The 13,601-nt window shown below is 73.8% G+C and carries 13 protein-coding genes and 1 other RNA gene; 9 read left to right on the forward strand and 5 right to left on the reverse strand.

What is annotated here, in order from left to right; all coding sequences use genetic code 11:
* The first annotated feature begins 2 nt into the window (after positions 1-2).
* From ssrA to A6A08_RS20240, 5 genes are all read left to right on the forward strand, one after another.
* Positions 3-374, forward strand: a transfer-messenger RNA (tmRNA) gene (gene ssrA / locus A6A08_RS20220).
* 320 nt (positions 375-694) lie between these two features.
* Complete coding sequence (locus A6A08_RS20225; RefSeq protein ID WP_073704194.1) at positions 695-1,456, forward strand: CPBP family intramembrane glutamic endopeptidase; 762 nt, start codon at positions 695-697, stop codon at positions 1,454-1,456.
* A 14-nt stretch (positions 1,457-1,470) separates the two neighbouring features.
* Positions 1,471-1,803 carry a PadR family transcriptional regulator gene (locus tag A6A08_RS20230; protein WP_073704195.1) on the forward strand — a complete coding sequence of 111 codons (333 nt, stop codon included), beginning with the start codon at positions 1,471-1,473 and terminating at the stop codon, positions 1,801-1,803.
* Positions 1,800-2,555 (forward strand): DUF2812 domain-containing protein, encoded by a 756-nt coding sequence (locus A6A08_RS20235; RefSeq protein ID WP_073704196.1) that lies wholly within the window; start codon positions 1,800-1,802, stop codon positions 2,553-2,555. Before A6A08_RS20230 ends, A6A08_RS20235 begins: the two co-directional genes overlap by 4 nt.
* Positions 2,556-2,689: 134 nt before the next feature.
* The gene (locus A6A08_RS20240; protein WP_073704197.1) at positions 2,690-3,475 is read left to right on the forward strand and encodes a class I SAM-dependent methyltransferase; all 786 of its coding nucleotides are present in this window, start codon (positions 2,690-2,692) and stop codon (positions 3,473-3,475) included.
* 10 nt (positions 3,476-3,485) lie between these two features.
* Here A6A08_RS20240 and A6A08_RS20245 read toward each other — a convergent pair whose 3' ends face one another.
* The 4 genes from A6A08_RS20245 to nagA all read right to left on the reverse strand — a co-directional run bounded on the left by A6A08_RS20245 (position 3,486) and on the right by nagA (position 7,086).
* On the reverse strand, positions 3,486-4,286 hold the full coding sequence (locus A6A08_RS20245; RefSeq protein ID WP_073704198.1) for a helical backbone metal receptor: 801 nt from the start codon (positions 4,284-4,286) through the stop codon (positions 3,486-3,488).
* 79 nt (positions 4,287-4,365) lie between these two features.
* Positions 4,366-5,334: an aldo/keto reductase gene (locus tag A6A08_RS20250; protein WP_073704199.1), complete on the reverse strand. Its 969-nt coding sequence runs from the start codon at positions 5,332-5,334 to the stop codon at positions 4,366-4,368.
* Between the two features lie 199 nt (positions 5,335-5,533).
* Positions 5,534-5,842 carry a hypothetical protein gene (locus A6A08_RS20255; protein ID WP_073704200.1) on the reverse strand — a complete coding sequence of 103 codons (309 nt, stop codon included), beginning with the start codon at positions 5,840-5,842 and terminating at the stop codon, positions 5,534-5,536.
* Between the two features lie 104 nt (positions 5,843-5,946).
* Positions 5,947-7,086: an N-acetylglucosamine-6-phosphate deacetylase gene (gene nagA / locus A6A08_RS20260; RefSeq protein ID WP_073704201.1), complete on the reverse strand. Its 1,140-nt coding sequence runs from the start codon at positions 7,084-7,086 to the stop codon at positions 5,947-5,949.
* Positions 7,087-7,713: 627 nt separating this feature from the next.
* On the opposite strand from nagA, the gene A6A08_RS20270 reads away from it, so the two are divergent.
* A complete protein-coding gene (locus A6A08_RS20270) occupies positions 7,714-8,229 on the forward strand; it encodes an NADPH-dependent FMN reductase (protein ID WP_073704202.1) in 516 nt (171 codons plus the stop codon).
* Positions 8,230-8,238: 9 nt separating this feature from the next.
* On the opposite strand, the gene A6A08_RS20275 is transcribed toward A6A08_RS20270, so the two are convergent.
* Positions 8,239-9,171: a hypothetical protein gene (locus tag A6A08_RS20275; protein WP_073704203.1), complete on the reverse strand. Its 933-nt coding sequence runs from the start codon at positions 9,169-9,171 to the stop codon at positions 8,239-8,241.
* 252 nt (positions 9,172-9,423) lie between these two features.
* Here A6A08_RS20275 and A6A08_RS20280 point away from each other — a divergent pair, with 252 nt between their 5' ends.
* The 3 genes from A6A08_RS20280 to A6A08_RS28305 are packed head-to-tail and all read left to right on the forward strand — an operon-like array spanning position 9,424 to position 13,495.
* Complete coding sequence (locus tag A6A08_RS20280; RefSeq protein WP_073704204.1) at positions 9,424-11,376, forward strand: GDSL-type esterase/lipase family protein; 1,953 nt, start codon at positions 9,424-9,426, stop codon at positions 11,374-11,376.
* The gene (locus A6A08_RS20285) at positions 11,376-13,358 is read left to right on the forward strand and encodes a hypothetical protein (RefSeq protein ID WP_073704205.1); all 1,983 of its coding nucleotides are present in this window, start codon (positions 11,376-11,378) and stop codon (positions 13,356-13,358) included. The genes A6A08_RS20280 and A6A08_RS20285 overlap by 1 nt, the downstream gene beginning before the upstream one ends.
* The gene (locus A6A08_RS28305) at positions 13,355-13,495 is read left to right on the forward strand and encodes a hypothetical protein (protein WP_199866997.1); all 141 of its coding nucleotides are present in this window, start codon (positions 13,355-13,357) and stop codon (positions 13,493-13,495) included. The genes A6A08_RS20285 and A6A08_RS28305 overlap by 4 nt, the downstream gene beginning before the upstream one ends.
* The last annotated feature ends 106 nt before the right edge of the window (positions 13,496-13,601 follow it).

The following is a 13,601-nucleotide window of genomic DNA, read 5'->3' on the forward strand; positions in this document are numbered from 1 at the left end:
CAGGGGGTGATCGGTTTCGACTTCGGTAGTCGTTCCAGGGGAAGCGGGTCGAGGGTTGCGTTTGTGACCTCGTTAATCCTGCATTCGCGTAAACACAAGTGCCAATTCCAAGCGCACTGAGTTCGCTCTCGCTGCCTAAGCGATAGCGTCTCTGTCGGCCTGGGCTCGTCATCGGCCCAGGTACCGGCATCAGCTAGATGACTTACCGCTCAGATCAGGCCACGGGGCCTGAGCGGGACATTCACGTGGCTGGGCCTGTCAGCGATGTGTCCGTGCAAGCGCTGGGGCCGAGTAGAACGACAGCGCGGACTGCACCCGGAGAAGCCCTGGCTCGGTGCTGAAGGACGCGGGTTCGATTCCCGCCACCTCCACGAGACGCGGGCTGCTGCTCGGCGGGCTTCGTCCGCCTCGCGGCAGCCCGCGCTTCTTTTTGGGGGGACGACCCCCCAGGCCCCCCGGTGTGCCGCTCGGCCTTCGTGCTTCGCGGCGCGGTCGCGGCCGGGGTTCGCCGTGGCCCCGGTCCTCGCGGTCCCTCTCTGTACGCCCCTGACCTGCTCACCCGTGAGCGGCCGGGGGCTTTTCCATGTCCGGAGGGCGGCGTGCGCATGGGATCTGCATGGCCACCTAGGTTGTATACCTAACTAGATAGCTCTATGGTCTAGGTAGTACAGGCGACCATCCGGAGGTGGCGGAGATGGCGTTCCCCGACAGCATGGAGTTCTCAGCGCTCGGCCTGGGGCTGGCCGCGGTGGTCGTGCTCTACCTTCTGGCCGTCGAACCCTGGTGGGGCAGGCGCGCCTACGCCCGGTTGGAGCGGGTGCGCGACACCGATCCCGGTGCGCTGGTGCGGATGTTCGGCACGAGCGCCGCCGTCTGGTGGGGGCTCACCGCGGTCACCGTGCTGATCGTGGCCGTCTCGCCCGGCCTGCGGTTCGCGGACGCGGGGTTCGCGGTCCCCGAGGAGGGGATGGGCGAGGCCCTCGGGACGATGGCCGGCATGCTCGTCGGCCTGGTGGTGGTCCTCGTGCTGCTGCGGGTGACCGGACTGGACCGCGGGCTCACCGCCGGGCAGCGGGCGGTCTCCGCGCTGCTGCCGCGCGACCGGCGCGAGCGCTGGGCCGCCGCCGGGGGCTCGGTCACCGCGGGCGTGTGCGAGGAGGTCGTCTTCCGCGGCCTGCTCATCGCCCTCGGGGTCTCCCTGGGGCTCGACGTCGCCGTCGCCGCCGGGATCAGCGTGGCCGTCTTCGCCGTCGCCCACGTCTACCAGGGCCTGCTCGGGGTCCTCTTCGTCACCCTGATGGGCTTCGCCCTCACCAGCCTGTACCTGAGCACCGGGAGCCTGCTGCTCCCGGTCTTCCTGCACATCCTGGTGGACCTGCGCGCCCTGCTGTTCGCCCCCGGGCGGGAGGGGGCGCGCCCCGGGTCCGGGAGAATCGGTGCCGACAGCGCCCGATGAAGGGGGAGACACGTATGGACCGCCGTGCGAGCTGGCTCAAGGGGGTGCTCGACCTCCTGGTCCTGGCCAGTCTGACCGGGGGCGAGAGCTACGGGTACGCGATCGCCAGGCGGTTGGACGAGTCCGGCTTCGGCCGGATCCGCGGCGGAACGCTCTACCCCGTGCTCAACCGGCTGGAGGAGGCGGGGCTGGTGACCGCCGAGTACCGCGCCGCCGACAAGGGCCCCGGCCGACGCTACTACGTACTGACCGACGAGGGACGCGCGGTGCTGGGGGAGCAGGGCGCGGCCTGGATGGAGTTCGACGCATCGGTGCGCTCGGTGCTCGCGGACGGAGGGATCCGATGAACGACTACTTCACCGCGCTCGCCGCCCGGCTGCGCGAACGCGGCGTGGACGGCGGGCGCTCCCGCGCCCTGCTGGAGGAGCTGGCCGAGCACACGGCCGCGAGCGGCTCCGATCCGGTCGAGGAGTTCGGCCCGGTGGAGGAGTTCGCCGCCGCGCTGACCCCCTCCGCCGAGGAGGAGTCCGCCGACGGGGGAGAGGACGTCCTGGTCTGGTCCGCCGACGCCTTCGAGGGCCCCGCCCGCCTCAACGAGATGGGTGGACAGGGCTGGGAGGTGGAGCGGGTGGACCGGCTCGGCCGCTTCGTCAGCCGCCGCGCCTCCGAGCGTCCGCAGACATGGGAGTACCGCCAGGAGTTCAGCCACGGCCGGGGCGACCGCGAGCGCCTCGCCGAGCGCCTGGCCCCCGAGGGATGGGAGCCGTGCGGCCACTGGTCCGTCCTGGCCTACTTCAAGCGGCCCGGCTCCGTCACCTCCGGCCCCGCCGCCGAACTCGACTCCCCGCCCGTGCCCGGACGCCGCCGGTACTTCCTGGGCGCCAGGGGTGCGCTGGCCATCGGCGCCAGCCTGCTGGTGGCGGTGGGCGCGTTGGGCTGGTCGCTCCTGCGCCTGGCGGAGGCCCCCGCGAAGACGGGGAGCGCCGCCGACTGGGCCGGGTACGTCACCGGTGCCGTGACGGGCGCACTCGTCGTGCTGGGCCTGGCCTGGGGCGCGGCACGGCTGGCGGCGGTCCGACGCGACCGGGCGCGGGACTGAGCCCCGGGCCCTCCCCGCGGTTACGATGGGCGGGCCGACGGCCCCTGTCGCGGGCGCCTTCGAGGAACTAGCCTCGGGTCCTCACCGGCCCCGTGCCGCGAGGGCGCGGGCCCCCTGGACGGAGAGCCCTTCCGATGCCGAAGAAGACAGCAGCTTCTCTCAACGCCGACCGATCGTCCCTGGTCCACAAGGTGCGCTACGCCCTGCGCAACCCCGGACGGGTGGCGCCGTACCTACGCCGCTCCGCACGGGACCTGAGACTGCGCCTGACCCACCGCGACCACGTGGACTACTACCGGGCGGTGATGGCCGCCGACGCGGCCCGCGACCCCAAGGCCGCGGTGGGCAGCCGGAGCGAGGAGCGCTGGCTGGCGCTGGGCCGGATGCAGTTCGACTACCTCGTCGAGCACGGGCTCAGCCCCGGGCACCGGATGCTGGACATCGGCTGCGGGAACCTGCGCGCGGGGTGGCGGCTGATCGACTACCTGGACCCGGGCGGCTACTACGGGATCGACATCTCCCCGGACATCCTCATCGCGGCCAAGGACGTGCTGGCCGAGCGCGGGCTGCAGGACAAGCTGCCGCACCTGACCCTCACGCGCGACCTGACCTTCTCCTTCCTGCCGGAGGGGTACTTCGACGTGGTGCACGCGCACAGCGTCTTCTCGCACTCGCCCGTCGAGGTGATCGACGAGTGCCTGGCCCACGTCGGTCGGATCCTGGCGCCGGACGGGTTCTTCGACTTCACCTACGACCGGACCGAGGGAGCCGAGCACCACGTGCTGCGGGAGGACTTCTACTACCGGACCGAGACGCTGGTGGGGCTCGCGGAGCGGCACGGGCTCTCGGCCCGGTTCATGCAGGACTGGGAGGAGCGGCCGCACGGCCAGTCCAAGATCCGCGTCACCGCGCGCGGCTGACCCCGGCGGCTCACCCGCCGCCGCACGGCCCGTCGGGCGGGGAGAAGGGGGCGAGCACGGACGCCAGCCGCTCCCGCGCGGCCGTCATCGACGGCCCGTACCAGGTCAGGTCCCTGCCCTCGATGAGCACCACGGGCAGCCCGGGGAAGGCGTCCGGGCCGTCGTCGGCGGTGAAGCGGTAGGGCTCGTCCGGCAGCACCACGACGTCGGGTCCGGCCGCGGCGGCCTCCTCGGGCGCGAGGCGCGGATAGCGTCCCCCGGCGAGCACGTTCACCGCGCCCAGCCGGGACAGCACGTCGTCGGCGTAGGTGTCGCCGCCGACCCACATCCACGGGTCCCGCCAGACCGGCACGGCCACCCGGGGGCCGGAGGGCGCCGGTGCCGACCACGCGGCCTCGGCCCGCGCCAGCCAGTCCGGGGACGCGAGGGCGCATGCCGCGAACAGGCGGTGCAGGGAGGCGAACGCGCCCGGGACGGTGCGGATGTCGGTCACCCACACCGGGATCCCGGCCCTCCTCAGTTCCCGCACGTGCGGTTCCCGGTTCTCCTCCCGGTTGGCCACCACCAGGTCCGGCGCCATGTCCGCGATCCGCCGCACGTGCGGGTTCTTGGTGCCGCGCAGCCGCTCCACCTCCAGGCCGGCCGGACGCGTGCACCACACGGTCGCGCCGACCAGCACGTCCGGGGCGGTGTGGGCGATCGCCTCGGTCAGCGAGGGCACCAGGGACACGACCCGCCGTACCGGGTCCGGCAGGACGACGGGGTGTCCTAGGTCGTCGACGGGGACCCCTCGGGCACGGGAGCTGCTCATGTGGTCGAGTATGGCGCGGCGGCGCGGAGGAGTCGCCCCCGGGTCCGGAGCGTCCGCTCCCGTGGCGGGCGGCGCGGGCTCAGAAGCCGTCGGCCGGGCGCGGGGTGTAGTGGCGCTCCAGCTCCTCCACCTCGTCGTCGGTCAGTTCCAGCGACAGCGACGCGACCGCGTCGTCCAGGTGGTGCGGCCTGGTGGCGCCGATGATCGGCGAGGTCACCGCGGGATGGCGGGACACCCATGCCAGGGCGACCTGCGCCCGGGGGACCCCGCGCCTCCCGGCGACCCGGCCGACCGCGTCCACGACCGAGCGGTTCGCCTCCTCGTACAGCCTCTCGCCGAACGCGTCGCCGCGGGTGCGCGCCGTCTCGGTGCCCCACTCGCGGGTGAGGCGGCCGCGCGCCAGGGGGCTCCACGGGATGACGCCGATGCCCTCGTCGGCGCACAGCGGCAGCATCTCCCGCTCCTCCTCGCGGTAGAGCAGGTTGTAGTGGTTCTGCATGGTGGCGAACCTGGTCCAGCCGTTGACGTCGGCGACGCGCAGCGCCTTGGCGAACTGCCAGGCGTACATCGAGGACGCGCCCACGTAGCGGGCCTTGCCCGCCTTGACCACGTCGTGCAGGGCCTCGACGGTCTCCTCGACGGGGGTGTGGGGATCCCAGCGGTGGATCTGGTACAGGTCCACGTAGTCGGTGCCCAGGCGCCGCAGGCTGTGGTCGATCCCGGTCATGACGGCCTTGCGCGAGAGCCCGCCGCCGTTGGGGCCCTTGCGCATGCGGCCGAACACCTTGGTGGCGAGCACGATCTCGTCGCGGTCGGCGTACTCGGCCAGGGCCCGGCCGACGATCTCCTCGCTGCTGCCGTCGGAGTAGACGTCGGCGGTGTCGAAGAAGTTGACGCCCGCCTCGACCGCCTGGCGGATGAAGGGCCTGGCGGCGTCCTCGTCCAGGGTCCAGTCGTGGTTTCCCCTGGCGGGGTCGCCGTAGCTCATGCACCCCAGGGTGATGCGGGAGACGTCCAGTCCGGTCCGGCCCAGCTTGACGTGGTCCATGGGCTCGCCTTCCGTGGAGGGTGGTGCGGAACGGCACCGACTCTAGGGCGACCCGGTTCCGGGACCGCTGCCGGGGCCGTCGGCCAGAAAGGCAATCTACGTCGTAAAGCTCCGCGGGGGTCCGATCCCTCCCCCGCCGGGGCTCCGGACGCGGGACGGGGGCGGAGCCGGTCGGCTCCGCCCCCGTCCCGCGCGGATGTCACTCCTCGGTGGCTCCCACGAGCCACGCGACCTTGTGGGCTGTGACGCCGAGGCTTCCACTGCCGCCCAGGTGGACCCCGAACGAGGCGATGAACGCGTAGTCGTGTTCCCGGCGTTCGCAGAGCACGTCCTCGACCGCGCAGGCGGACGACGGATTGCGCACCCGCAGGCAGGGTGACTGGCCGTCGACCATGTCCGCCCGCAGGTCGTAGCGGGACAGTTCGGCGGCGAGCTTGTCGAGGTGCTGGTGCTCCTCGGAGTCCGTGCGGGCCGACTGTCCGTCCTTCGCCTGTCTCGACTGGGTCATGGCGCAGATCCTTTCGTGTCGAGCGTGGTGGCTCTGCTCGATGCCCCGCCGCCATTGTTGCTCAGTGTTATGTTACTAGTCCGTAACGAGGCGACGACACGCCGTTACGCTACCCACTCGCCCCGATACATCACGTCACGGACTGTGAGGTTCTCGTCGAGCACGACCAGGTCGGCGCGGCCTCCGACCTCGATCCGGCCCGCGCCCTCCAGGCCCAGGGCCGCCGCCGGAACCGACGACGCCGACCGCACCGCCTCGGGCACGCCCACGCCCAGTCCCTCCACCGCGTTGCGCACCGCCTGCGGCAGCACGATCGTGCTGGAGGCGATCGCGCCGTTCTCCACCAGGCGCGCCTCGCCGTTGCTCACCCGCACCCGCAGGTCGCCCAGCGTGTACTCGCCGTCTCCCAGGCCCGTCGCCGACATCGCGTCCGTCACCAGCGACACCCGGCCCGCGCCCGCGGCGCCGAACACCAGCCCGGCCGCGCCCGGGTGGACGTGCACGTTGTCCAGGATCAGCTCGACCGTCACCCGGTCGTCGCCCAGTGCCGCCGCGATCGGTCCCGGATCGCGGTGGTTGAGCGGACGCATCGCGTTGTACAGGTGGGTGGCCACCGACGCCCCCGCGTCGAAGGCCGCCAGGGTCTGCTCGTAGGACGCCTCGGTGTGCCCCACCGCCGCCACCACGCCGGAGGAGGCCGCGGCTCGGATCAGCTCCAGCGCGCCCGGCAGCTCCGGTGCCACCGTGATCATGCGGACGTGTCCCCGCCCGGCCGCGAGCCAGCGGTCGAACTCCGCGGTGTCCGGTTCGCGCAGCAGGTCCGGGTCGTGCGCACCGCACTTGGAGCGCGCGATGAAGGGGCCCTCCAGGTAGATGCCCGCCAGCTCCTTGGCCTCGCACAGCTCGGCCAGCGCCGACACCTGGCGGACGGTGTCCTCGGGCGTGGCCGCGACCAGGCCGCCGACCAGCGCCGTCACCCCGCGGGCCCGGTTGAAGGCGATGATCTCCGCGGCGCCCTCGGGGTCGGCCTCGGGGAAGGCGTGCCCGGCGCCGCCGTGGATGTGGGTGTCGACCAGCCCGGGTACGACCCAGGCGCCCCCGACGTCGCGGCCCCCTCCGGCCGGGGCGTTGCCTCCGGAGCCGAGCGCGGCCACGCGGCCGTCCTCGACCCGCAGCCATCCGTCGTGGACTCCGTCGGGGGTCACGACGCGCGCGTTGGTGAGCGTGACGGGGGTGTGGGCCATGTTCGGGCTCTCTCCTGCTGTCGTGGGCGGGCGTCCGGCGGACGGGGCGGCCGGGGGTGTGTCGCACATTACACAGGCGCGCGCGAGGCGGTCCCACAGGGGGAACGGCCCCCTCCCGGGGCCTTCGTTTTCCCCGTGGAACTGGGGAAATCCCGCTTCCTGGGACGGCTGTCCGCGGGCTGGACCACTCCGCGTGCGGCGCGGCCGCCCCGACGAGGGGTGCGCGCACGCATTGACGATAGCGGCCGGGGAGCCGCATGATGGAGGCATGTCCGCCGGTGAGCTGCTTGTCCAGCGCCTGCATGTCGATCTGAGGCAGCAGGCGAGCGCGCTCTGTCGTAGCTAGCGCCTTGCGGGGCCCCGCCCCGCGCCACGGGTGTACCCCCGTGCTCCGTGCCCTGACGCAGACACCGGACGCTCATCTCTCCCACCCTCTGGGTCCCGGGCCCCTCTTCGGCCCGAGGAGCAACCCTGCCAGGCCCGACACACCGAGTCCCGGACGACGAGGTCCGCTCCCCGTGTCGGAAAGAGGAACGACGTCCTCTCCGGTGTCAGTCCCGATCACCGTCCCCCGACGCTTCCTCCGGTCGAACCCGGCTCGCTCTGACCGAACCCAGGAGTCCTCGCATGACCCGCTTCACCGTGCTCGTCGCCGCACCCCAGCCCCGTTCCTCCGTGTACGCCGCCGCGCTGCGCGCCGCCTCCGAGGTGGCCTCCCGCGCCGGTGTCGATTCCCGGCCCGACGTCGTCGACATCGCCGAACTGGGCGCCGAACTGCTCTCGGACTCCTCCGCCGCCGCCGAGGCCGCCCTGGACCGGGTGAGCCGCAGCGACGTCCTGCTCGTCGCCTCCCCGCAGGTGCACGGCACCTACACCGGCCTGCTCAAGGTCTTCCTCGACCGCCTGCCCGAGCTGGGGCTGGGGCACACGGTCGCGGTGCCGCTGGCCGTGGTGGAGGACCTGCGCAACAGCCGCGGTATCGAGGAGGACCTGCGCATCCTCCTGGCCGACCTGGGCGCCTGGGTGGCCGAGCCCGGCCTGATCCTGGCCGAGGAGGAGACCGACGCGCCCGACAGCGTCGTGCGCGCCTGGGCCGACGTCGCCGCCCCCGGCCTGCGCCAGGCCGTGTCGGTGGCCGCCTGAGCGGGGCCTTCAGGACCCTTCGGCGCGGGTGCCCGCGGGGGCGGGACCCGCGCCCTGCGCGCGCCTGCGGCTGGTGTCGGCCTCGGCCCGGGCCACGTTGCCGCGGACCAGGACGACCACCACGAGGGTCAGGGCGAACCCGCCGATCCGCAGGCCCAGCGTGGCCGGGTCGTCGGGGAGCCGTTCGCCGAACAGGAGCGTGCCCATGACGACCATGAACACGTTGCCCGCGACGTTGGCCACCGGTGCGGTGATGGAGGCTCGGGAGCGCTGCATCGAGGTCTGGAAGAGGACGATGCCCACCGCCCAGCCGACCGCGTACAGGTAGGGGTGGGGGGACAGCAGCGCGGGGACGACGGCGTTCCACAGGCCGTGGTCGGCCAGCAGGCCGCCCAGCCCCTTGCCCTGGAGGCCCGCGCTGCCCTGGGCGAAACCGGCGGCGATGCCCATCGCGGCGGCCGACATGTACCGCCCCCGGCCCCCGGCCAGGCCCACGACGGCCAGGCAGGCCGCCACGGTGGCGAGGCTGACGAGGACCAGCAGCGGGATGTGGGCGGTGGTCCCGGTCTCGGCGCCGTCGGCGGTGGACAGGCTGAGCAGGCCGAGAGCGACCGGCATGACGCCGAGCGCCACGTACTCGCCCCGTGTGAGGCGCTCGCCCAGTACGAGGGTGATGACGAGGATGCCGCAGGCCACTCCGGCGGCGAAGGCGGGCTGGGCCACCGACACCGGGGCCAGGCCGAGCGAGACGATCAGGCCGACGCTGCCCAGGGCGGCGAAGGCGCAGCCGGACACCCAGCGGGGGTTGGTGAGCAGCACCCGTGCCAGGTGGAGGGGCCGGTTGACCGAGATCGGCTCCGATCCGTGCAGTGCGCGCTGTTCCACGGTCAGGCCGACGGTGTAGACCACGGCGGACAGCAGGGCGACCAGGAGTCCGATCACGGGGCGGGCCTGCTTTCTTGTGGACGGTCGCGACCGGTTGCGCACCGGGCCGCCGAGACGGGGGGAGCAGCCGCTAACGTCGTTGTCGGCGGTCTGTTCGGCCGGGGGCCGGCGGAAGGTTGACGGCCTCCATATAACCAGTTCTAGTCTGGTCTGACGAGCCCCTGCCCTTGCTTGGTCGGTGCCATGGTCAGCAGGGGTGCTGGAGCTGGGATAGAACCTGTTCCGGAAAACACGGTCCGACGGTGAGGGATGGGCACGGTGCAGGACCCGCGTGAGCCCGACGAGAAAGCCCCGAACCCTCCGGGAGAGGGGACCGGCGAGCCGCGCACGGCCCGCCCCTCCGAGTCCTCCGGGACCCCGGAGCCTCCCGAGCCCTCCGAGACCCCGGAACCTCCAGAACCCTCCGAGTCCTCCGAGACCACCGAGGCCCCGGGGCCCGAGGGGGAGCACCCGCGGGGGACGGCCGTCCGATCGCTCCGGCTGCGCTGGAAGCGGTGGGCACCCGACCCGCGGGACCTGTCCTGGCGCGGCCTCGTCCCGTGGCGCCACCGCTCCGCGCGCTTCGAACCCGGGCCCCTCGGGCTGCTCGGCGTCATGCTCGCGGCCATGGCCGCGACCCTCCTGCTCATCCAGAGCGGCTCGGGCGGGATCGGCGGCGCGGGCGGTGACCGCGCCGACGGGCCCGTCACCGTTCCCGGACCGCCCGCGGGCGAACTGCGCGTCATGGTCGTCGGCGACTCCCTGACCCAGGGCAGCAGCGGCGACTACACCTGGCGCTACCACCTGTGGTCGCACCTGCGTGAGACGGGGGTGGAGGCCGACTTCGTCGGTCCCTACGACGGCATGTACGGGCTGGACGAGGGGGAGCTGGGCAACCAGGACTACGCCGACCCCGACTTCGACACCGACCACGCCGCCCTCTGGGGCGCCTCCTCCGGGGAGCTGGCCTCCGACGTCGCGCGGGTGGCGGCCGAGCACGACCCGCACTACCTGCTGCTCCTGGCCGGGACCGAGGACATCCTGTCCGGGGACGGCGCCGACCGGGCGCTGGAGGGCATCGGCGAGGCGGTGTCCACGGTGCGCGTCGTGCGGGGGGACACCCGGTTCGTCCTCGGGGAGCTGCCTCCGGTGGAGGGCACCGGGGACGACGGCCGGATCAACGCCGAGATCGACCGGTTCAACATGGGCGTGGTCGACCTCGCCGGGCAGCTCACCGCCAACGACTCGCCCGTGGTGGTCGCCAGGGTCGCCGACGGGTACGTCCCCTCCCGTGACAACTGGGACGAGGTGCATCCGAACACGCGCGGCGAGGTGAGGATCGCCGCGGCCTTCGCCGACGTGCTCGCCGATCCCCTGGGGGTCGGCCGGGCCTACCCGCGCCCGCTGCCGGACCCTCCGGTCGGGCCGCAGGCCGCTCCCGAGCCGGTCGCGGAGGAGTCCGACGAGGGTCTGCTGCTCAGCTGGGAGGCCGTGCCGGGGGCGACCGACTACCGGGTGGCGCAGCGCCGGGTCTCGCCCGACCCGGACGGGCCCTCCGTGCTGCCCGTGGGCGTGGAGAGCGACGGCGACAGCCGGTCCGTGCTGGTGGAGGCGCTGTTCAGCGGTGCCCGGTACGAGTTCGTGGTGCGTCCGTACAAGGGCCGGGACGAGGGAGCGGAGTCCGAGCCCCTCCAGCTGGTGTGGGACGACGACCCGCCGCCGGCGCCGTCCTGGGTGCGGGTCGCCGACGGCGGGGCCACCGTGGAGTGGGAGGAGGTGGAGGAGGCCTCCCACTACGAGGTGTGGGCGCGCGTCCTGGAGTGCTCGGTGGCCGATGACAGGCGCGTACCCGCGGACACGGCGGACAGCGAGCCCCCGACGGGTGAACCGACCGACGGGGACGGGGCAGGTCCGTCCGCGGGGGACGGTGAGCCTCCCCGGACCGAACCGGATCCCACGCCCGGCCCCCGTCCGGATCCCGAACCGGCCCCCGAGCCGGGCCCCCCGCCTCCCGCGCCCAGCACTCCGGGGCCGGACGTGAGCTGCGAACCGCGTGACGGGCACGGCCCCGAGGAGGGGCGGGGATGGCGCACGCTGGGGTCGGTCGGGGAGGAGCCGCACTGGTCGGCGACGCTGTCCGGCTCCTACGAGATCGTGGTCCGCTCCTACCGCGACTACGTGGAGGGCGGCTACTCCGGCAGCGTCCTGCTCTCGGAGAGCTGATGGCCTCCGTACACGGGGACGGGGCCTGGAGCGGCGCCGCGGGCCGGTGGACGGCCCGGCTGCTGCCGTGGGCGGTGGGGCTGGTGGCCGGGGTGCTGGCGCTCGGCCCGGCGCTGGGGCCGGGGTACGTGCTCCGCTACGACATGGTGTTCGTGCCGGACCCGTCGCTCGGCACGGTGCTGAGGGGCGCGGACGGGTTCCCCCGGGCGATCCCCAGCGACGCCGTGGTGGCGGTGCTGTCCCTCGTCCTGCCCGGGGACCTCGTGCAGTCGCTCGCGCTGTCGGCGGTGTTCGCCGTGGGCGGGGCCGGTGCCGCGCGCCTGGCCTCGCGGGCGGTGTACCGCGGCGGGGCGGCCGGAGGGCCGGCCGCGGGTTCGCTCGGGGCGGTGCTGGCGCCGGTCGCCGCCGGGCTGGCCTATGTGTGGAACCCGTTCGTGGCCGAGCGCCTGCTGCTGGGGCAGTGGGCGGTGCTGCTGGGCTACGCGGGTCTGCCGTGGGCGGTGGGGGCCGCCGCCCGCTTGGCCACGGCCCGCCCGGTGGCGGGGTTCGCGGGTCTGGTGCGCGCGCTCGTCCCGGCCGCCGTGGGCGGGTTCTCGTCGGTGGTGCTGACCGCGCTCACCGCCGGTCCCGTCGCGCTGAGGACCGACGGCGCCGGTGGGAACCGCGCGGGCACGGCGGGGGAGGCCGACCGGGGCGTGCGCTGGTGGGGGCGGGCGGGCCTGTTCGCGCTGGCCCTGGTGACGGCCTCCCTCCCGTGGCTGCTGCCGTCCCTGTCCAGTGGCGCGGACACCGACCCGGCGGGGGTGGAGGCGTTCGCGGCCCGCTCGGACACCCCGTTCGGGGTGGTCGGCTCCCTGCTGCTCCTGGGCGGGGTGTGGAACTCCGGTGCGGTCCCGGCGGGCTACGGCGAGCCGGTGACGGCCTCGGTGCGGCTCCTGCTGTGCCTGGTGGCGCTGGCGGGCTGGGTGTGGTGGCTGCGCCGGGAGCGCCCGGGGTTCGGTACCGGCCTGTCGGCGGCCGCCCTCCTGGGGTTCGCGCTCGCGCTGCTGGGCGCCACCGGGCCGGGGCGCGAGCTGCTGACCTGGCTGATCGGCCTCTGGCCGGGGTTCGGGCCGCTGCGCGACGGCCAGTTGTACGTGGCGCCGCTGGCGCTGGTGCAGGCCCTGGGGCTGGGGGCCTGCGTCCGGTGGCTGGCCGGGGGCCGGTCCCTGCGGGGGGCCGAGGCGTCGGACGGGTCCGGTGAGGGGCACAGGGCCTTGGGGAAGGGCCGGGGCGGCATCGGATCGCTGGGGCGGGTGGGGCTCGCGGTGTTCGCGCTGCTCCTGCCGGTGGCGGTCCTCCCGGGGCTGCTGTGGGGCGCGGGCGGACGGCTGACCCCGGTGCACTATCCCGAGGAGTGGCGGGCGGCGCAGGCGGCGGTGGCCGCCGACGACCGGCCCGGCGCGGTGCTGGTGCTGCCCTGGAGCGCCTACCGCGGCCCGGACTGGTCCGGGCGGCCCGTGGTCGTGCTCGATCCGGCGACCAAGCTCTTCGACCGGCGCACCCTGTGGAACGACGACCTGGTGGTCGGCACCCCGGACGGCGGCTCCGTCGTGGTGTCCGGCGAGGACGCCCGGGCCCGCCGGGTCGCCCGCGTGCTCGAACCGGATCCCCGTACCGGCATGCCGGAGCGGCTGGAGGCCGGGACGCTGGGCGCCCTGGGTGTGCGCCACGTGGTGGTCTCCGCGCCGGTCGATAACCGGTTCTGGTCAGGGGTGGAGGGTCTGTCCGTGGTGGTGGAGGGGCCGGACATGGTTCTTCTGCGGGTGCACGAACAGCATGTAAGCCCCGATAAAGCTGTCATTCCGGGGTTGGAAGTTACCGGGGGGTTAGTTACAGTTGGGGCAATCATCTGGTCTGTGGCTAGATCAGGTTCTAGTCTCGTTTTCCAGCGCTCCGGACCCAGCGCGGGATCGGGCGCGCGGAAGGAGATCCCCAAGTGATCAAGGTAATCGCCGCCTGCGTCATCGGCGCGGCACTGGCGGGAGGCGCCACCTTCGTGGCCACCAGTCTCGCCACGGAGTCGACCGCCACCGCGGAACCGGTGAACGAAACCCTCTACAACTACGGCGACCGCTAGGTCTTCCGTACGGCGGAGGCCGCGGACGTCCCGTCCCCCCGGCGGGGCGTCCCACCCCGCGACCCCCGCGGCCCCGGGCGCCCGTTCCCGGGCCGCGCACCACCAC

It is taken from the genome of Nocardiopsis sp. TSRI0078, from assembly GCF_001905145.1.
Taxonomy (GTDB): domain Bacteria; phylum Actinomycetota; class Actinomycetes; order Streptosporangiales; family Streptosporangiaceae; genus Nocardiopsis.